This window comes from Rhodoferax sp. SPJ21, assembly GCF_058216335.1.
This window is the reverse complement of record NZ_JBYZMO010000002.1, coordinates 1,601,811-1,622,393: the sequence shown is the minus strand read 5'-3', so window position 1 is coordinate 1,622,393 and position 20,583 is coordinate 1,601,811. Positions and strand designations below refer to the sequence as shown.

The window sequence follows — 20,583 nt, the reverse complement described above, 5'->3', positions numbered from 1 at the left end:
GAGACTTGGCTACCTCTTTGATGTTGGCTTCGACGAGCTCAGCCCGAACGGTTGGTGGTGGCGAGTCTGGTGATCCTTGAGGTAGGCCCAGGAAGGCTTCGACAGGCTCAGCCCGAACGGACGGTAGTGGTGGGTCCGATTGTCCGTGCGACTTGGCGATGGCGTGACCCTGGACAATAGGACGCCCCACATCCATCACCTGCTCACCCACCACCGTTCGCCCTGAGCTTGTCGAAGGGCCTGTCCTGAGCTCCGTCGAAGGGCCTGCATTGGCTTCGACAAGCTCAGCCCGAACGGTGTTGTGAGACTTGGCTACCTCTTTGATGTTGGCTTCGACGAGCTCAGCCCGAACGGTTGGTGGTGGCGAGTCTGGTGATCCTTGAGGTAGGCCCAGGAAGGCTTCGACAGGCTCAGCCCGAACGGAATTATGAGACTTGGCTAACTCTTTGATGTTGGCTTCGACAAGCTCAGCCCGAACGGTGTTGTGAGACTTTGCCAACTCTTTGACACGGTCCCAGTCGCCACGCGCCAAGGCCTCTTTCTTGGCTCGGGACCAGCCCTTGATCTGTAGCTCAAACGCAATAGCGGCTTCCCGCGTTTCAAACTCGCCTTGCCAGACTAGCTCCAACGGCTTTCTGCTGGAGGTGTAGCCTATTTGGCCAGCGGCGTGCTGGTGCATGCGCGCATCCATATCGTCTGTTTGGCCCGCGTAGTAGGAGCCGTCAGCGCAGCGCAGGAGATAGACAAAAAAAGGCTTCATTCCAGATGGCTCAGGACTTCATCGGAACCAGCCCACACAGGACGCTCATCCTTGCACCTTCTTGATCTGCTCCAGCACATCCCGCGCACTCACCGGAATCGGTGTGCCCGGCCCGTAGATCCCCTTCACGCCCGCCGCATACAGCATGTCGTAGTCTTGCCGGGGAATCACACCGCCGACGAAGACGATGATGTCGTCCGCGCCCTGCTTGCGTAGCTCGGCAATGATGGCGGGCACCAGGGTTTTGTGGCCTGCTGCAAGTGTCGATACGCCCACGGCGTGCACATCGTTTTCAATCGCCTGGCGCGCGCATTCCTCGGGGGTCTGGAACAGCGGGCCCATGTCCACGTCGAAGCCCAGGTCGGCAAAGGCGGTGGCTACCACTTTGGCGCCCCGGTCGTGGCCGTCCTGGCCGAGCTTGCTGACCATCACCCGGGGGCGGCGGCCAAACTCGGTGGCGAAGGCGTTGATGTCGGCCTTGAGAGCGTCCCAGAATTCCATGGTGTCCCCTTCGCCCGAGGCTGAGTCGTAGGCTGCAGCGTACACGCCGGTGACCTTTTGCGTATCGGCGCGGTGGCGGCCGTAGACCTTCTCCAGCGCATCGCTGACCTCACCCACGGTGGCGCGGGCGCGGATGGCGTCTATGCTCAGGGCCAACAGATTACCTTCACCTGATTCTGCTGCAGAAGTGATAGCTGCCAGCGCTCGCTCTACCTGCGCGGAGTCGCGTTTTTGCTTGATAATTTTGAGGCGGGCAATCTGGCCGTCGCGCACGGCCACGTTGTCGATGTCGCGGCTTTCAATGGCATCTTCGGTCTGCAGCTTATATTTATTGACGCCGACGATCACGTCCTTGCCCGAGTCAATGCGCGCCTGCTTTTCGGCGGCGGCGGCTTCGATCTTCAGCTTGGCCCAGCCGCTGTCCACGGCCTTGGTCATGCCGCCCATGGCATCGACTTCTTCAATGATCTTCCAGGCGGCGTCGGCCATGTCCTGGGTGAGCTTTTCCATCATGTAGCTGCCGGCCCAGGGGTCGATCACATGGGGGATGTGGGTCTCTTCCTGGATGATGAGCTGGGTGTTGCGGGCAATGCGGGCACTGAACTCGGTGGGCAGGGCAATGGCTTCGTCGAAGCTGTTGGTGTGCAGGCTTTGCGTGCCGCCGAACACTGCAGCCATGGCCTCGATGGTGGTGCGCACCACGTTGTTGTACGGGTCTTGCTCGGTCAGGCTCCAGCCGCTGGTCTGGCAGTGGGTGCGCAGCATCAGGCTCTTCGGGCTCTTGGCGTCAAAGCCCTTCATGATGCGGCACCACAGCAGACGCGCGGCGCGCATCTTGGCCACTTCCAGGTAGAAGTTCATGCCGATGGCCCAGAAGAAGCTTAGCCGCCCGGCGAAGGCATCCACATCCATGCCGGTGGCGATGGCGGTCTTCACGTATTCCTTGCCGTCTGCCAGGGTGAAGGCCAGCTCCAGCGCCTGGTTGGCGCCCGCCTCCTGCATGTGGTAACCCGATATGGAAATCGAGTTGAACTTCGGCATGTGCTGCGCGGTGTAGCCGATGATGTCGCCAATGATGCGCATGCTGGGCGCCGGCGGGTAGATGTAGGTGTTGCGCACCATGAACTCTTTGAGGATGTCGTTCTGGATGGTGCCGCTGAGCTGGTCCTGGCGCACGCCCTGTTCTTCCGCCGCCACCACATAGCCAGCCAGCACCGGCAGCACAGCGCCGTTCATGGTCATGGACACACTGACCTTGTCCAGCGGGATCTGGTCGAACAGGATCTTCATGTCCTCCACCGAGTCGATGGCCACGCCGGCCTTGCCCACGTCGCCGGTCACGCGCGGGTGGTCGCTGTCGTAGCCACGGTGGGTGGCCAGGTCAAACGCCACGCTCACGCCCTGACCACCGGCGGCCAAAGCCTTGCGATAGAAGGCATTGGATTCTTCGGCAGTGGAGAAGCCCGCGTACTGGCGGATGGTCCAGGGCCGCACCGCGTACATGGTGGCTTGCGGGCCACGCAGATAGGGCTCGAAGCCGGGCAAGGTGTGGGTGTACGGCAGGCCAACCGTGTCCTCGGCGGTGTACAGCGGCTTGACGGTAATGCCGTCGGGCGTATGCCAGTCCAGCGCCGACACATCGCCGCCCGGCGCCGACTTGGCGGCGGCTTTGGCCCATTGCGCGAGAGTGGCGGGGCTGAATTCAGGTGCGGTGTGACTCATGGATGAAGGCTCATGAAACGGGGGACTCGGCGGCGTTGAGAAGCAGTTTACTGCATTCATAATTATAAATTCAGAATTATTTTCTGACGTAGAATCCGGCCCATGGCTGTCACCACCCTTACCCCACTGACTCCCCGCGCGCTCTATGAAGAAGTGGCCGAGCTGCTGCGCCAGCGCATCTTCGCGCGCACTTTGGAGCCCGGCAGCTGGATCGATGAGCTGAAGCTGGCAGAGGAATACGGCATCAGCCGCACGCCGCTGCGCGAAGCGTTAAAGGTACTGGCCACCGAGGGCCTGGTGACCATGAAGGTGCGCCGTGGCGCCTATGTGACCGAGGTGTCAGATGCCGACTTGGCCGATGTCTACCACCTGCTGGCGCTGCTGGAGTCCGACGCGGCTGGCGTGGTGGCCGCCCGCGCCACCCCCGCGCAGCGCGCCGAGCTACAAGCCCTGCACGCCGAGCTGGAAGCTGCTGTGGATGACCGCGAGCAGTTCTTTGCCATCAACGAGCAATTCCATATGCGCCTGCTGGCGATCGCCAACAACCGCTGGCGCGACCAGATCGTGGCCGACCTGCGCAAGGTGATGAAGCTGAACCGGCACAACTCGCTGCTCAAATCCGGCCGCATCCAGGAGTCGCTGCTGGAGCACCGGGCGCTGATGGACGCCCTTTTGGCCCAGGACGCCGCACGCGCCAGCCAGTGCATGCACCAGCACTTCCACAACGGGCTGGAAGCCGCCTCCTGAAGGCCCCCAAAAGCTACAGTATTTGTAGCTACCTGCGCAGATAGAACCTGCGCCAGCGCATGTTTTGACCATCATCCCCTAAACAGATGACCGCCCTAAGCCACAGGGTGCCAAGGGGCTTGGCGAATGATCTAAAGCGCTACAAAATGGGTGATACCTGCGTCCGGCGTGTGTCCGGACCGCCCCCCTGCCAGAGCCATCGCCAAGGAGCCCCATGACATCGCACGAGTTGCTGGAAAAGTTCAATATCACCCCCCACGATGTAGACCATGTTCGCAAGGCGGGCAGCATCATTGAGCCCGAGCTGGAGGCCTTTGTGGAGGAGTGGTATGTGTGGCTGCGCAAGCAGCCGGAATACCTGCAGTTCTTCCCCGACAGCGACAACGTGGGCCGCGTGCGCAAGCTGCAGGTACGCCACTGGCAGCAGTTTTTTGCCGCCGAGATCAACGACTTCTACGTGGCCCGCTGCACCCATGTGGGCGCCATCCACGCCCATATCGAACTGCCCAACGACATCTACTTTGCCGGTGTCAGCATGTTCTACCAGATGCTGGTGCAAAAGCTGCGCACCACTGAGCTGCCCACTGAGGAGGTGCTGGACATGGCCCTGTCCATCAGCAAGCAGCTGAAGATGGACACTTTTCTGGTGATAGACACCATCTCGCGCATCGCCCGCGAGCGCATCGCCGACCATAGCCGGGCGATGATGGAGATGTCCACCCCGGTCACGCCGATCTGGGAGGGCATTCTGCTGCTACCGCTGGTGGGCATCATCGACACCATGCGCACGGCCGAGATCATGAACAAGACACTGACCAAGATCGCCGAGAGCCGCTCCAAAGTCTTTGTGCTGGACATCAGCGGCGTGGCCTCGGTAGATACCGGCGTGGCCAACCAGTTGATCAAAATCACAAAGGCCACCCGGCTGATGGGCTGCGAGTCCATCATCTCCGGCGTGTCGCCCTCCATCGCCCGCACCATGGTCGAGCTGGGCGTGGTGATTGGTGAGGTGCGCACCACCGCCACTTTGCGCGACGCGTTCGAGCTGGCACTGCGCGCTGTGAGCGCGAGCGATGCAAGCGCCACGGCCCAACTCGTGGGTAGCCTGCGCCCCCGGAGCGGGCTGTAGGGGGCGTTGACATGTCTGCCAGCATGCTCCACAGCGTCTCCATGACCGAGGTGCAGGGCTGCCTGGTGGTGGCCATGCAGGCTGATTTGCGGGACGAAAGCTTTGACGCGCTGCACCAGGCCGTAACCGAGCGCCTGGTGGACAAGCGGCTGCCAGCGGCCGTGATCGACTTCTCTGCTGTGCCGGTGCTGGACCTGCATGAGTTCTCGCGCATCCAGGCGCTGGCCCGGGTGATGGGTTTCCTGGGCGCGCAGGTGGTGTTTGTGGCGCTGAATCCGGGCATTGCCAGTTTTCTGGCCCAGGCCGGTGCAAGCATCGGCGACCAGCAGTTTTGCATGCACATGGAGGACGCCTTCGCGCTGCTGGCGTCCCACAACCTGCGCTGACCATGGCTGGCAGCACCCACGACAGCGCCGCCTTCCGCATCCAGTCGGCACTGGACCTGCGCATGGCCGTGGCCCACGTGGGGCGTATGCCAGCACTGGCGCAGTACTCGGCGGTAGACCTGTCAATGCTGGCCACCGTGGTCGCCGAGCTGGGCAGCAACATCCTGAAATACGCGGGCCAGGGCCATATCCGCATCCAGCCCGTGCACAGCGGCTACCTCCACGGCGTAGACATCGTGGCCGAAGACGCTGGCCCGGGCATTGCCGACGTGGACCAAGCCATGGAGGAACACTACAGCTCCTCAGGCACGCTGGGCCTGGGCCTGAGCGGCGTGCGCCGTATGGTGTCCGAATTCCATATCGCTTCCGCGCCCGGCCAGGGCTGCAGGGTGCAAACCCGTAAATGGCTAGGCCAATCCGCCCACACCATGGCACTCGCTAAGGCTGCGCTGCGGCCCAGCCCTACACCCTTGCCCACCGTACCCGCCCCGGCAAGTGGCCCAAGCCCTAAGCTCACCTTCGATCTGGCCGAACTCAACCGTCCCTGCTACCCGCAGTACCTGTGCGGTGACAGCACGGTGGTACAGCAGGTGCCAGACGGCCTGCTGCTGGCCTGTATCGATGCATCGGGCCACGGCAAGCGCGCCCATGCGGTAGCCGAGCCGCTGGCCAACCTGGTGCGCACGGCCAACAGCACCCAGCCAGACCAGCTGCTACAGCGCATGCACCAGTACTGCATAGGCACAGTGGGCGCAGCTGCGGCTGTGGCCTTTGTGCATGCGGTGCGCGGCGAGCTGTTGTTTGCCGGCGTGGGCAATATCCGCATCCGCTGCGTTGGGACCACACCCTGGGCCGGGATCTCACGCGACGGCGTGCTGGGCGAACGCTTCCCTTCGCCGCATGTACAACGCTTCCCGCTGCAAGCCGATGATGTGGTGCTGCTCTATTCAGACGGCATACGCGAAACCATCAGCAGCCAGATGCTGCGCCGCACCCGCCTGGGTACTGCGCAGCAAATTGCCGAACATATGCTGCGCGAAGGCAGCAAAGCCACGGACGATGCCAGCTGCATCGTGCTCAAGTGCAGGCGGTAGCCAGCATAGGCCAGCTGTCGCTGTATGCGGCACACTCCTGCCTGGAAGCGCGCAGCAAGGTCTTGCATGCCCTGCTGGATATCGAAGGTCCATCCATACACTGCACGCCCATGGCGGCCTGTACCTCAGAGATGTGCCGCTGGCTACTGACCCATGGACAGGCACCGCAGCTGGCCATGGATATCTACCGCCTGGGGCCACGCGATTTCGCCAGCCTGAGCTTCAGCGCCAGCACGCCGTTGCCGGTGCCAGCGCTGGTATTGCGCGGCTTGGTGCACAGCAGTGAAGCCTTCCAGAAAGACGGCCGCCATGGCCTGCGCCTGTTCTTTGCCCTGCAGCAAACACTGCGCCCTGAGCGCCTGGATGCGTTGCGTGCCCGGTTTGCAGAAAAGTCGCGCGAAGAACTGTTTCTGGAGTCCCGCCAGGCCGAGAGCGATATGCGCGCCATGCTGGAGCAGTTGCGCATGGCCAAGGATACGGCCGACGCGGCCAGCCGGGCCAAGGGTGACTTCCTGGCCAATATGAGCCACGAAATCCGCACGCCCATGAACGCCATCATCGGCATGTCCTACCTGGCGCTGAAGACCGACCTGAACCCGCGCCAGCACGACTATGTGTTCAAAATCCGCCAGTCCGGCCAGCACCTGCTGGGCATACTGAACGACATACTGGATTTCTCCAAGGTAGAGGCCGGCAAGTTACGCGTGGAAAACACCGCCTTCGAGCTGGACCAACTACTAGAAAACGTCGCCACCGTGGTGGCCGACAAAGCGCAGAGCAAGAACCTGGAGCTGGTGTTCAAGGTGCCAGCCGACGTGCCGCAAAGCCTGCTGGGCGACCCGCTGCGGCTGGGCCAGATCCTCATCAACTATGCCAACAACGCCATCAAATTCACCGAAGTGGGCGAGATCGATATCGTCGTGCGCATGGAAGAGCGCAGCGACACCCAGGCCCTGCTGCGCTTCGAGGTACACGACACCGGCATAGGCCTTACGCCGGAGCAGATCGGCCGCCTGTTCCAAAGCTTCAGCCAGGCTGACAGCTCGACCACCCGCCAGTACGGCGGCACCGGCCTGGGGCTTGTCATCAGCAAAAACCTGGCCGAGCTGATGGGCGGCAAGGTGGGCGTGTACAGCGATAAGGGCAAGGGCTCCTGCTTCTGGTTCACCGCCCGGCTGGGCCTGGGCGAGCAGCGTCCGCGCTGGCTGGCCCCCAGTATCGACCTGCGCGGACGCCGGGTGCTGGTGGTGGATGACAACGACAACGCCCGTACCGTGCTGGTAGACATGCTGGCCGCGCTGAACCTGAGCGTGGCCTCGGTTGCGTCCGGCCCACAGGCGCTGGACGCCTTGCAGCTGGCCTCCAACGCAGGTACGCCCTTTGACATCGTGATGCTGGACTGGCAAATGCCCGGCATGGACGGGCTGGAGGTCGCCCAGCGCATGGAGGCGCTGGGCCTACCCGTGCTGCCGTGCCGCGTGATGGTCACCGCGTATGGCCGCAGCGAAGTGGATGGTCAACATGCGGCGTTTATCGACGAGCTGCTGCACAAGCCGGTCAGCGGTTCGGTACTGTTCAACACCATGATGCGCCTGCTGGAAGCGCGCCCACCGCAGGCCAGTCCACGGGATGCATCGCTGGCCGGCACCTCGGCCCTGGCCGCTCTGGCACCCTTGCGTGGCGCACACATCCTGCTGGTAGAAGACAACCCCTTGAACCAGCAGGTGGCCAACGAGCTGCTGCAAGAAGCGGGCTTCCAGGTCAGCCTGGCCGACAACGGCCAGATCGCCATCGACATGGTGAGCGCGCGGCCGCTGCAACAGGCTTTTGACGTGGTGCTGATGGACATGCAAATGCCGGTGCTGGACGGCATCCACGCCACGCTGGCAATGCGCGCGAATCCCGATTTCGCCCAGATGCCCATCCTGGCCATGACGGCGAACGCCATGCAAGCAGACCGTGAGCGCTGCGCCGCCGCCGGCATGCAGGGCTTTATCGCCAAGCCCATAGACCCCGAAGAACTCTGGCGAGCCCTGGCGCGCTGGATACGCCCGCGTGCAGGGCTGGGCGGCACGGCATCCACCGCACCATCCCCATCCGACACTGGCCCCTCACTGACCAGCCGGCTGCGGGAGGTACCCGGGCTGAACGCCGCCATGGGGCTGAAACACATGATGGGCAAAGAGTCCTTCTACGGCAGCATGCTGGGTAAATTCATAGACGGGCAGCATGACTGCTGCACACGCATACGCCTGGCCTTGCAGCAAAATGACCCAGCCATTGCCGAGCGCCTAGCCCATACCCTGCGCGGTGCGGCAGGCACGATTGGCGCCATGGGCTTGCAGCAAGCCGCAGCCCAGGTCGAGTTGGCCATCAGAGACCAACGCAGCCCGACCGAAGTGGAAACCCTGCTGCAATTGCTGCAGCAGCCGCTGGACATCCTGGTGCAAGCCACCCAATCGATACTGGGCAAAACGCCAGCCCCTGCCCGGGCTACAGACCCCATACCTGCCGACGTCATGCAGCGCTTCGTACTCCAGCTGCAAGACAACGACCCCGATGCGCGCGATGTTTTCCAGCGCTACCGCGAGCCCTTCAGGGTGCTGCTGGGCCCACGCCATGCCGACATGGAGGCTGCCCTTCGGGACTACGACTTCGAACTGGCACTGGCCGAGCTGGCCCAGGCCATGCCGGTCTGACACAAGCTAGGCGGGGGTTGCCTATGGGCCAGTTGTTCAACATGTTCAGTGCACGCTGGGTTCCAATCCGCCGGGTGTTCGGTATATTGACAGCCCGCCCCGTGGTGGTGCAAGCAAAGAACAAGTCCGTCTACAAGCCGATATGAAATATATAAAAATGGCCTCTAGCGCATATAAATACTGCACAAGCAGCTATCAAATGTGCAGCAAATGCACATCAACGCGAACGCCATACTGCACACCATCACCGCAATAGAAACAGCGCACCATGAAAGCCTGGCTGAACCGGCGGTTGATATCGCAGAAAGTAGCCCTGCTGGGCTTGCTCAGCCTGGTGCTGATCGCCTTGCCCATGGCGCTGTACCTGCGCGAGGCCAACGCCACCACCGACGCACTGCACAAGGAACTACAGGGCGTACCGCCGATACGCTCGGTACTGGCACTGGCGATGCAGCTGCAAAAACACCGTGGACTGGTGACGCAAGCCTCGGCCGGCAGCCAACCCGCAGGTCTGCGCGACGCGCGGGCTGGCGTCCACACGGCGATGGCGCGGGTCCAGTCGCAGCTGCCCAGCATCCGCACACCGGTGATCTCCGCCCTGTGGGAACAATGCCAGTCCGAATGGATGGACCTGCAGGACACGCTGGACAGCAAGCACCCGATGCAGGATCAGAGCTTCGCCCAGCACACCGCGCTGATACGTCTGCTGATGAAGATCAACGACCAGTTGGCCGACGACTTCGGCCTGAACCTGGACCCGCATGCCGAGAGTTACTTGCTGGAGCGTGCGGCCTTGATCGAATCCCCCGCGCTGCTGGAGTCACTGGCGCAGGTGCGTGACATGGGCACGGAGCTGATCAGCAAGACCGATGTATCGGCCGAGGAGCGCAACTACCTGACGGCCCAGGTGGGCCGCATCACCGACGACTTCGACGAGCTGCAAAACACGCTGGAGAAAGCCGTGCGGGCCAACGCAGACTTCCGCGAACCGCTGCAGACGCCGGTGTTGGCTAGCAGCTTCCACTGGCAGCGCATACACAAGAACCTGCATGCCCACATCCTGCAGCCGGATATCTTCGGCCGCAATGCGCCCGACGATTTCCAGACCCTGAACGAGATCATCGACACCCAAAGCCAGTTCACCGACGCGGCCTTTCTGGCGCTGCAAAGCAGCCTGAAGCAGCGCCTGGATGCACTCACCGCCACCAAGTACACACTGCTGACCGTGGTCGCCTTGCTGTACCTTGTGCTGGCGGTACTGGCCTACTTCATAGGTCGCTCCATCAGCGAGCCGGTGCTGCAAGCCGTGCAGATTGCACGCCAGGTTGCCGCCGGAAATCTGTACGACTCCCCGCTGCCGCACGGCAACAACGAGATGGGCCAGCTGCTGGGCTCGCTGAACGACATGAACCAAAGCCTGCTGCAAACCAACCGGGCACGGCAGCAGTACGAAGAACGCCTGGCGCTGGCGCTGCGTGAGCAAGAAACCATTTTTGAATCGGTGAGCCTGGGCGTGATGTTCGCCGTGGACCACAACATCCAGCGCTGCAACTCGGCCATGGAGCGCATGTTTGGCTACGGCCCCGGCGAGCTGCTGCAACGCGGAACCAAGGAGCTGTTCCTGTCCAAGGAAGACCTGTCCGCCATCCGCCGGCGGGTCAACCCGGCCATGCAGGCCAGCGGGGTTTTCTCGGGTGACGTGGAGCTTCGGCGCAAGGACGGATCGACGCTGTGGGTGCACACCTACGGCCGCGCGGTTGACCCACAGAAACTGAAAGAAGGCGTGGTGTGGGTGTATGAAGACATCTCCATCCGACGCGCCACCGCCGCCGAGTTGCGCCAGGCCAAAGAAGCCGCCGAATTGGCCAGCCAGGCCAAGAGCGACTTCCTGGCGAATATGAGCCACGAAATCCGCACGCCCATGAACGCCGTCATCGGCATGTCGCACCTGGCGCTGAAAACCGACCTGGACCCACGCCAGCGCGACTACCTGCAAAAGATCTATAAGTCAGGCCAGCACCTGATGGGCATATTGAATGACATCCTGGACTTCTCCAAGGTCGAGGCCGGCAAGCTGCAGGTAGAGCACATAGCGTTCGACCTGGAGCAGGTGCTAGGCAATGTGGTCACCGTCATTGCCGACAAGACCCAGGCCAAAAACCTGGAGCTGGTCTGCGACCTGCCCGCGCAGGTACCACAGCAGCTGGTGGGCGACCCGCTGCGGCTGAGCCAGATCCTCATCAACTATGCCAACAATGCCATCAAGTTCACCGAACATGGCGAGATTGAAATCTCGGTGCGCGTGCAGGAGTACGCACCCAGCGGCGTGGTTCTGCGCTTCACCGTGCGCGATACCGGCATTGGCCTGAGCGCCGAGCAGATAGGTCGCCTGTTCCAAAGCTTCAGCCAGGCCGACAGCTCCACCACCCGGCAGTACGGTGGCTCGGGCCTGGGGCTGGTGATCTGCAAGCGCCTGGCAGAACTCATGGGGGGCCAGGTCGGCGTGGACAGCACGCTGGGCCAGGGCTCCAGCTTCTGGTTCACGGCCCGCATGGGGCTGGGTCAAAGGGTGGCACGCCCACGCCTGGCCGACATGCAGCTGCGCGGCCGCAGGGTACTGGTGGTGGACGACAACGACTCTGCGGCCACGGTGCTCAGCGAAATGCTGCGCAGCATGGATTTTGTGGTGGAAACCGCCTCCAGCGGCGCGTTGGCATTGGAAGCCGTCCGTAGCTGCGCCCAAGGCAGCAGCCCCTTCGATCTGGTGATGATGGACTGGCAAATGCCCGGCATGGACGGGCTGCAAGCCATACAACGCCTGCGTGCCCTGAAGCTGCCAGCTGAACCTGAGGTAGTGCTGGTCACGGCCTTTGGCCGCGAAGAGGTCATGCTGGGCGCACGTGAGGCGCACGTACCCAATGTGCTGCTCAAGCCTGTCAGCCCCTCGCTTCTCTTTGACACCATGGTCAACGCGTTGGGGAAGCACGCAACACTCAGCCCAACCGATGACATGGCGACGCACGCCAGCACTGCACTGCGCAGCCTGGCGCCTCTGCGCGGTGCACGCATTCTGCTGGTGGAAGACAATCTGCTGAACCAGCAGGTGGCCGGCGAGCTGCTGCAGTACGCAGGTTTCCATGTGGATATGGCCGACAACGGACAGATGGCCGTGGACATGGTCCAAAAGGTGGCCTACGACCTGGTGCTGATGGACATGCAGATGCCGGTAATGGACGGCATCACCGCGACCGAGGCGATTCGCCGGCTGGGCGATGGCACCGCGCTGACCGCTCTGCCCATCGTGGCCATGACCGCCAACGCCATGCAAGCAGACCGCGAGCGCTGCCTGGCCGCCGGCATGAACGGCTTCGTTGCCAAACCCATAGAACCCGATGAACTCTGGCGCGCACTGGCGCAATGGATACTGCCCCGCAGCGGCCTAGGCAAAGACGCCCCCCCGCCAGAGGCTGCGACCGAGCCGCCTGCTGATGCAGTGCCGCAGCACATCCCGGCACTGGACACCGTGCTGGGCCTGCGCCGCGTCATGGGTAAGCAGTCGCTCTATCTATCGATGCTGAGTAAATTTGCCCATGGCCAGGCGCACGCCGCCAGCGATATTGCCCAGGCGGTGCAAACACAAGACTTCAGCACCGCAGAACGCTACGCCCACACCCTCAAAGGTCTGGCCGGCAACATCGGCGCCACCGATTTGCAACATGCCGCAGACCAGCTGGAGGCTGCCCTGAAAGCCCGGCAGCCCGCCGAAGCCGTGGACGTACTGCTGGCCCCGGTCGCAAGCCAGTTGGCAGCACTGGTAGAAGCCATACGGGCTGCACTACCCAGCAGCAAAACATCCAGCACCGCAGTGGACCCGGTACAGCTGGCAACCACGCTGGATACGATCCGCAGGCAACTGGCCGACAGTGACCCAGAAGCCCTGGACACCTGGCAAGAGCACAAAGACATGCTGCAAGGCGCGCTGGGAGACAGCTTCCGCACGGTGTCGGCAGCCATGGCCAACTACGACTTCGAAACCGCGCTGGCCGAACTGAAGTAAGAACCTGTCTGCGTCCTGCGCGCGTCAGTGGGCATGGGCCAGGGCCATCACCTCGCGCGGCGGCGTGGTTTTCAAGCGGTGGTCGCTCCACACCTGGCGCCAGCGGCGCGCACCGGGCAAGCCGTGGCGCAGGCCCAGCATGTGGCGGGCAATGCCATACCAGCCCAGGCCTTGCTCTGCGGCCAGGCGCTCCATATAGACCACCATTTGCTCTTCCACGGATTCGCGCGTAGCCTCGCTGGGCGCCGCGCCGTAAAAAGCCTGGTCCCAGCCCGCCATGGACCAGGGGTTGTGGTAAGCCTCGCGGCCCACCATCACGCCGTCCAGCAGGTCCAGTTGCTCGGCAATCTGCTGCTGGGTGGTGATGCCGCCGTTAATGGCAATCGTCAGCGCCGGAAAGTCGCGCTTAAGGCGGTGCACCAGCTCGTAGCGCAGCGGGGGGATCTCACGGTTTTCCTTGGGGCTCAGGCCCTTGAGCCAGGCATTGCGCGCGTGGACGATGAAGGTGCTGCAGCCAGCCTCGGCCACGGTGCCGACGAAGTCGCGCACGAACTCATAGCTCTCGGTCTTGTCGATACCGATGCGGTGCTTCACCGTAACAGGCACGTCCACCACATCCACCATGGCTTTCACGCAGTCGGCCACCAGCGGCGCCTCGTTCATCAGGCAGGCGCCAAAGGCACCGCGCTGTACCCGCTCGCTGGGGCAGCCGCAGTTGATATTGATCTCGTCGTATCCCCACTCCTGGCCCAGCACCGCACAGCGGGCCAGGTCGGCCGGCTCGCTGCCCCCCAGCTGCAATGCCACCGGGTGCTCCTCGGTATTGAAGCGCAGGTGCCGGGGCACATCACCATGCAGCAAGGCGCCGGTGGTCACCATCTCGGTATAGAGCAATGTGTGGCGGGAAATCAGACGGTGGAGATAGCGGCAATGCGCGTCAGTCCAGTCCATCATGGGCGCAACGGACAGGCGCCAGGGACTGTAGGCAGGGGACGTCATGGAATGCAGGGCTTGGGAAATAGGCTAACCCGTGATTGTCCTGCTTTTCCCTATGTCGATCAGCGACGCGCCGCAGAAGCCATCCATGCCGATGCGGCAGAGGTTTAAAGTTAAACTTTATGAGCGGTCCCCCGGCAAGTGCTGCCTGCAGGAGCATGAAGCCCCCGATTCCTAATCCTCCGGAGTTTTTACCCCCCATGTACCAGCACATCACCGTACCTGCTGAAGGCCAGAAAATCACAGTCAACGCAGACGCCACACTCCATGTGCCGTCGAACCCCATCATTCCCTACATTGAAGGCGATGGCACGGGCCAGGACATTACCCCGGTGATGCTGAAAGTGGTGGATGCGGCTGTAGCCAAAGCCTATGGCGGCAAACGCAAGATCCATTGGATGGAAATCTATGCGGGTGAAAAATCCACCACCATTTACGGCCCGGACCAATGGTTGCCCCAGGAAACCCTGGACGTCATACGCGAATACCTGGTGTCGATCAAGGGGCCGCTGACCACGCCGGTGGGCCGTGGCATACGCTCGCTGAACGTGGCCCTGCGCCAGGAGCTGGACCTGTACGTCTGCCTGCGCCCGGTGCAGTACTTTGATGGCGTGCCCTCCCCCGTCAAGGCGCCTGAGAAGATCAATATGGCGATCTTCCGCGAGAACTCCGAGGACATCTACGCCGGCATCGAGTTCGAAGCCGAGTCCGACAAGGCCAAGAAGCTGATCCAATTCCTGCAGGATGAAATGGGCGTGAAGAAGATCCGCTTCCCCCACACCTCAGGCATCGGCATCAAGCCCGTGTCGCGCGAAGGCACGGAGCGCCTGGTGCGCAAGGCCCTGCAGTACGCCATAGACAACGACAAGCCCAATGTGACCATCGTGCACAAGGGCAACATCATGAAGTACACCGAAGGTGCATTCCGAGACTGGGCCTACAGCCTGGCGCAAAAGGAATTCGGTGCCGAGCAGATCGACGGCGGCCCCTGGATGCGCTTCCAGAACCCCAAGAATGGCAAGCAGATCATCGTCAAGGATGTGATCACCGACGCCTTCCTGCAGCAAATCCTGCTGCGCCCGGCCGAGTACAGCGTGATCGCCACGCTGAACCTGAACGGCGACTATGTGTCCGACGCGCTGGCGGCCCAGGTGGGCGGCATCGGCATTGCACCCGGCGGCAACCTGTCCGACTCGGTGGCCTGCTTCGAGGCCACCCACGGCACGGCGCCCAAGTACGCTGGCAAGGACTATGTGAACCCTGGCTCCGTCATCCTGTCCGCAGAAATGATGCTGCGCCACATGGGCTGGCTGGAGGCTGCCGACCTGATCATCGCGTCCATGAAAGCCGCCATCGCCAGCAAAAAGGTCACCTACGACTTCGCGCGCATGATGGCCGACGCGATCCAGGTCAGCTGCTCAGGCTTTGGCGACGTGATGATCGAGCAAATGGAGCAGCTCTAAGGCGACGCTGAGTAAGTCCTCGCGAGGCTGCGCGCCCTGGCTCGGGATGAGATGCAAGGCGCAAACCGCAGACATAGCTTGGGCTTTGGCGAGGATTTGCAACGCCGCAGAACGCCCGAGGCCAGGGATGCGCAGACCGCGAGGGCCTTGTTCAGCGTCGCCCTAACTTTGTGCTTCACAAAATGGGAGCGTATGCGCACTCATCCTCACGCAGCGGCTACATCTCGTCTATCGAGGTAGAGCGCGACTGGGCCTGTGCCTCCAGGGCGTAGCGCTCATTCGTCTTCACATAGAAGCTGGCGCCAAAGCGGCCCACCGGGTGGTAGTGCTGCAGGCGCACACGCCAGGTCTCGGTATCGATCAGCTCATCACGCGCATGCATCCAGCGCACCTGGCCGATGAAGATCTGGCGACTGTCGGTCTCCAGCGTTTCCCATAGCGTGCATTCAAACGCCACGGGCGCCTCGGCGATGCGCGGTGGCGCTACGGCACAGGACGGCACTGCCGTCAGCCCCACGGCGTCCAGCTCGCTCTCATGGGGTGGCAGGCGCTCGCCGCAGCGGTGCATTTGCTCGGCCAGGTCTTCATCGCACATATGCACCACAAACTCTTGGCTGCGCTGGATATTGGCGGCGGTGTCCTTTAAGTACCCGTCTTGCAGGCGGTTGATGCTGAGCATGACGATGGGCGGCTCCTCTCCCATCATGTTGAACATGCTGAAGGGTGCTGCATTCACCACGCCAGTGGGCCCCAGGGTGGTCACCAGGGCGATCGGGCGGGGCACGATCAAGCTGGCCATCATCTTGTAGCGCTGGTGTTCGGTCAAATGGGCAAAGTTGATGTTCATGGTGGCAGTAGGAATAGAAAACGAAGCACGCCAGCCAGCGCTGGCCCTGAGAACCTGTTCACACAGCAATACGCATGCCCAGCAAAGCGGACCAACGCAGGGGCGTATCCGTTAACGCAGACACCATTCGGACACCTTCACGCCAAGAATGTCACGAAGCAGCTTCCAATTGCATTAAATACCTTGATAAATTCGGCACCAAAGATAAAATTGATAAACAAATTAAGAAAATTTGATTTTTTTGATAAAAATTAAATTCAAAACCACAGCACACGATGAACCACCTCAAAATTTCGACACGCCTGGTACTGGGCTTTGCGGTCATGGGCACCCTGATGGCCCTGCTGGGCGCCATTGCCTTCGCCAAGCTCAACGTTCTGGGCGAAGAATTCTCGTCCGTCGTGCAAGACCGCTACGTCAAGGTATCCCACCTGACAAGCATCGCTGAAACCAACGCACGCAATATGAGCGCAATCCGCGATCTGCTGCTGCAAGATGACGAGGCCAAGAAGTCCGCTTTGCTCAGCGAGCTAGCGGCCAACTCAAAGTCCATCAACGCCGACTTCCAGGCTTTGGAGCAAACTGTCGTATCGCCGGAAGGCAAGGACATGCTGGCCAAAGCCCAGGCCGCGCGTGCCGCCTATGCCAAGATGCGCGACAAGGTCGTCGGCCTAGCCAAGGCAGGCGATAAAGCCGCCGGTGCCGCTGCCTTGTATGCAGACCTGGCCCCCGCACAGCGCACCTACCAAGCCGAAGTAGCAGCCTTCTCTTCCTTTCAGGAAAAGCTGATGGCCAAGGCAAGCGAATCGGTGAACAACACCCTGCAAACCTCAAAAACCGTCATCGTAGGACTGGTGTCGTTCGCACTCTTAGTTGCCGCCATCATCGGCACCTGGATCACCCGCAGCACTACACGCCCTATCGCCCGTGCAGTAGATGTGGCCCGCGCCGTCGCGGCAGGCGACCTGAGTATGCAAATCGACACCAGCGGCCACAACGAAACCGCGCAACTGTTCCAGGCCATGGCGGAGATGCAAACCCAGTTGTCCAGCATTGTGGAAGGGGTTCGTCAAAGCGCCCACCAAGTGGTGACTGCCAGCAGCGAAATCGCCCAGGGCAACAACGATCTGTCCAGCCGCACCGAACAACAGGCCAGCGCCCTGGAAGAAACCGCCGCCTCGATGGAGGAGCTGTCCAGCACCGTGAAACACAACGCAGACAACGCGCGCCAAGCCAACCAACTGGCGGTGAGCGCTTCGACGGTGGCCGTCCACGGTGGCGAAGTGGTGGGCCAGGTGGTGAACACCATGAAGGGCATCAACGACAGCTCGAAAAAGATTGCCGACATCATCAGCGTGATTGACGGCATCGCGTTCCAAACCAACATCCTGGCGCTGAATGCAGCCGTGGAGGCAGCCCGTGCCGGCGAGCAAGGCCGTGGGTTTGCCGTGGTCGCCAGCGAAGTGCGCAGCCTGGCGCAGCGTAGCGCCGCCGCCGCCAAGGAAATCAAGGTGCTGATCGCCAACAGCGTGAGCCAGGTAGACCAGGGCACCAGCTTGGTGGCCAAGGCTGGCGACACCATGACCGAGGTGGTGTCTGCGATCCGCCGTGTAGCCGACATCATTGGCGAAGTCAGCGCCGCCAGCAACGAACAAAGCCTGGGCGTGACGCAGGTCAACGAGGCAGTCGCCCAGATGGACCAAGTGACCCAACAGAACGCTGCTTTGGTGGAAGAAAGCGCAGCAGCGGCAGACAGCCTGAGCAAGCAGGCCGAAGACCTGCTGCAGTCCGTGGCCGTCTTCACGATCAACGGCAACGCAACCAAGGTCGTCTACGCTGCACCCCTGCCAGCGCGCAAACTGCAACACGCAGAAAACGGTACGCCAAACCGGGCCCCCAATGTGGTGCTACCCGCGGTTAACCGCGCCAAGTCTACGGCCCCAAAAACCAAACGCGTCAGCACAGCAGTCGCCAACACGGGCAACGACGACTGGGCTAGTTTCTAAAACAGCTGCTCAAAACTGAACATGACGCAAATAGCTACGTATTTAATAGCATCTAGCGCAATATCTATATGCGCCAGCGGTGCCTTATTAGCACCGAATTAATAGGCCACCCCAGATGGAACGATGCAATCTATAGCGTCCTTCAACCAATCACATTCATGCGGAGAACGGCTTGCTCTACTACTGCCCAAAATGGTCCCCCATCTCAGAACACCAACTTATGCAACTTACGGCACAGTGTGAGTCCACCATTTCTTACCCAAAAATGGGGAAGTTTCCGTCAAGCGTTGATTCACCCGAAAAAATACCAAACAGCTACCTAGCGAATTGCGTGAAACTAGGCTTTAAATTTAAGCGCAAATATTTCCTTAACGGCCACACCGCCTAGTTTGTATTGAAAAAAGGAGTCATTCAAATGAGCTTAAACAAATTCACGTTCAAAGGGCTTCTAGGTATTGCGTTTGGCCTGATGGCCCTGCTGGTGTTGGCCGTGTGCCTGATCGGTTTACGCGCATTGGGCCGCATCGGCGACAACCTTACCGAATACAACCAAGTCATCATCGCGCAACAGAATTTAGCTAGCGCCATTGCGGGTTCGGTGAACCGGCGCGCAATTGCAGCCCGTAACCTGGTGCTGGTGACCTCGCCGGAAGACATGGCCACCGAAAAGAGCGCCGTATTGCAGGCGCACCAGGACACGCAAGAATCACTGCGCAAGCTGAACGACACGCTCAAAGCAGACGTCAATGCCACTGCAGAAGAGCGCGGCCTGATTGAAGAAATCAACAGGGTAGAAGCGCTGTACGGCCCTGTGGCGCTGGACATCGTGAAGCTCGCCCTGGCAGGAGACAAAGAAGCCGCCACCGCCAAGATGAACAAGGACTGCCGCCCCCTGCTAGCCGCCTTGATTGCAGCGACAAACAAGTACCAGGTATTTAGCACCAAGAGCGGCGCAGAGAGTGTTGTGATGGCCGATGCCGACTACGCCAATGCCCGCATGGTGCTGCTGGCCTGCAGCATTGGTGGCGTAGCGTTGGCGCTGGCCATTGGCGCCTGGCTGATACGTGCCATTACCCAGCCGCTGGCTGTAGCCGTCAATGCGATTGAGCGCGTGGCCGCAGGCGACCTGAGCGTACGCATCGAGTCCAACACACAGAACGAAACCGGCAAATTGCTGCAGGCCCTCCAGGGCATGCAGGAGGGCCTGACCAGAGTGGTGTCCACTGTTCGGCAGGGTTCCGACAGCGTGGCCACCGCCAGTGCCGAGATCGCCCAAGGCAATAGCGACCTGTCCAGCCGCACTGAGCAACAAGCCAGTGCCTTAGAAGAGACAGCCGCCTCGATGGAAGAGTTGTCCAGCACCGTGAAGCACAACGCAGACAACGCGCGCCAGGCCAACCAGCTCGCGGTGAATGCATCTACCGTCGCAATGGAAGGCGGCGATGTGGTGAGCCAGGTGGTAGACACCATGAAGGGCATCAACGACAGCTCGAAGAAGATTGCGGACATCATCAGCGTGATCGACGGCATTGCTTTCCAGACCAATATCTTGGCGCTGAACGCCGCAGTGGAAGCCGCCCGCGCAGGCGAGCAAGGCCGTGGCTTTGCCGTGGTCGCCAGCGAGGTGCGCAGCCTGGCCCAACGCAGCGCCACTGCGGCCAAAGAAATCAAGGCGTTGATCGACAACAGCGTAAGCCAAGTAGACCAAGGCACGACGCTGGTGGCCAAGGCGGGTAGCACCATGACGGAAGTGGTGTCTGCGATCCGCCGTGTGGCCGACATCATTGGCGAAGTCAGCGCCGCCAGCAACGAGCAAGCTCTGGGCGTAGCCCAAGTGGGCGAAGCCGTCACCCAAATGGACCAAACTACGCAGCAAAACGCGGCGCTGGTGGAACAAAGCACGGCAGCCGCCAGCAGCCTGAGTAAGCAAGCAGATGAGCTGCTGCACGCCGTGGCGATTTTCAAAATTGATGGAAGCGCAACAGCCTTTGCGCCTAGCGCGCCTGTCCATGCAAACCACCAGGTTCACAAAGTGCTGCCGAAGGTAAAAGATGCGCGGAGCGTCTTACGGCCCGTGCTCAAAAAAGCCAAGGCCCCGACACCCCGACTCAACACGGCTGCTGCCAACACCAGCCCAGCAGGCGGTGACGACGAATGGGCTAGTTTCTAACGGCCT

Annotated in this window: 13 protein-coding genes; 9 read left to right on the top strand and 4 right to left on the bottom strand. The window is 61.6% G+C overall.

Going from position 1 to position 20,583, the window contains the following annotated elements:
- Together AC4BBN_RS15420 and scpA are read right to left on the bottom strand one after the other, a co-directional pair.
- Positions 1–760, bottom strand: a 760-nt coding sequence (locus AC4BBN_RS15420; protein ID WP_490592841.1) for a GIY-YIG nuclease family protein, incomplete at its 3' end; no start/stop codon positions are given.
- Between the two features lie 45 nt (positions 761–805).
- On the bottom strand, positions 806–2,983 hold the full coding sequence (gene scpA, locus AC4BBN_RS15415) for a methylmalonyl-CoA mutase (protein ID WP_490592840.1): 2,178 nt from the start codon (positions 2,981–2,983) through the stop codon (positions 806–808).
- Positions 2,984–3,085: 102 nt separating this feature from the next.
- Here scpA and AC4BBN_RS15410 point away from each other — a divergent pair, with 102 nt between their 5' ends.
- The 6 genes from AC4BBN_RS15410 to AC4BBN_RS15385 all read left to right on the top strand — a co-directional run bounded on the left by AC4BBN_RS15410 (position 3,086) and on the right by AC4BBN_RS15385 (position 13,095).
- Positions 3,086–3,730, top strand: a complete 645-nt coding sequence (locus AC4BBN_RS15410) for a GntR family transcriptional regulator (protein ID WP_490592839.1) — start codon at positions 3,086–3,088, stop codon at positions 3,728–3,730.
- Between the two features lie 214 nt (positions 3,731–3,944).
- Positions 3,945–4,859 (top strand): protoglobin domain-containing protein, encoded by a 915-nt coding sequence (locus AC4BBN_RS15405; protein WP_490592838.1) that lies wholly within the window; start codon positions 3,945–3,947, stop codon positions 4,857–4,859.
- Between the two features lie 11 nt (positions 4,860–4,870).
- On the top strand, positions 4,871–5,245 hold the full coding sequence (locus tag AC4BBN_RS15400; RefSeq protein WP_490592837.1) for an STAS domain-containing protein: 375 nt from the start codon (positions 4,871–4,873) through the stop codon (positions 5,243–5,245).
- Positions 5,246–5,247: 2 nt separating this feature from the next.
- Positions 5,248–6,339, top strand: coding sequence for a SpoIIE family protein phosphatase (locus AC4BBN_RS15395; RefSeq protein WP_490592836.1), 1,092 nt, complete (start codon positions 5,248–5,250; stop codon positions 6,337–6,339).
- A complete protein-coding gene (locus AC4BBN_RS15390; protein ID WP_490592835.1) occupies positions 6,327–9,038 on the top strand; it encodes a response regulator in 2,712 nt (903 codons plus the stop codon). Before AC4BBN_RS15395 ends, AC4BBN_RS15390 begins: the two co-directional genes overlap by 13 nt.
- Before the next feature lie 268 nt (positions 9,039–9,306).
- On the top strand, positions 9,307–13,095 hold the full coding sequence (locus AC4BBN_RS15385; protein WP_490592834.1) for a hybrid sensor histidine kinase/response regulator: 3,789 nt from the start codon (positions 9,307–9,309) through the stop codon (positions 13,093–13,095).
- A 24-nt stretch (positions 13,096–13,119) separates the two neighbouring features.
- On the opposite strand, the gene dusA is transcribed toward AC4BBN_RS15385, so the two are convergent.
- The gene (dusA, locus tag AC4BBN_RS15380; protein WP_490592833.1) at positions 13,120–14,094 is read right to left on the bottom strand and encodes a tRNA dihydrouridine(20/20a) synthase DusA; all 975 of its coding nucleotides are present in this window, start codon (positions 14,092–14,094) and stop codon (positions 13,120–13,122) included.
- 197 nt (positions 14,095–14,291) lie between these two features.
- On the opposite strand from dusA, the gene icd reads away from it, so the two are divergent.
- On the top strand, positions 14,292–15,554 hold the full coding sequence (icd, locus tag AC4BBN_RS15375) for an NADP-dependent isocitrate dehydrogenase (RefSeq protein WP_490592832.1): 1,263 nt from the start codon (positions 14,292–14,294) through the stop codon (positions 15,552–15,554).
- Between the two features lie 217 nt (positions 15,555–15,771).
- On the opposite strand, the gene AC4BBN_RS15370 is transcribed toward icd, so the two are convergent.
- Positions 15,772–16,401 (bottom strand): flavin reductase family protein, encoded by a 630-nt coding sequence (locus tag AC4BBN_RS15370; RefSeq protein WP_490592831.1) that lies wholly within the window; start codon positions 16,399–16,401, stop codon positions 15,772–15,774.
- A gap of 275 nt (positions 16,402–16,676) precedes the next feature.
- Between AC4BBN_RS15370 and AC4BBN_RS15365 the strand changes: the two genes are divergently transcribed.
- Positions 16,677–18,407, top strand: a complete 1,731-nt coding sequence (locus AC4BBN_RS15365; protein ID WP_490592830.1) for a methyl-accepting chemotaxis protein — start codon at positions 16,677–16,679, stop codon at positions 18,405–18,407.
- A 415-nt stretch (positions 18,408–18,822) separates the two neighbouring features.
- A complete protein-coding gene (locus AC4BBN_RS15360) occupies positions 18,823–20,577 on the top strand; it encodes a methyl-accepting chemotaxis protein (protein ID WP_490592829.1) in 1,755 nt (584 codons plus the stop codon).
- The last annotated feature ends 6 nt before the right edge of the window (positions 20,578–20,583 follow it).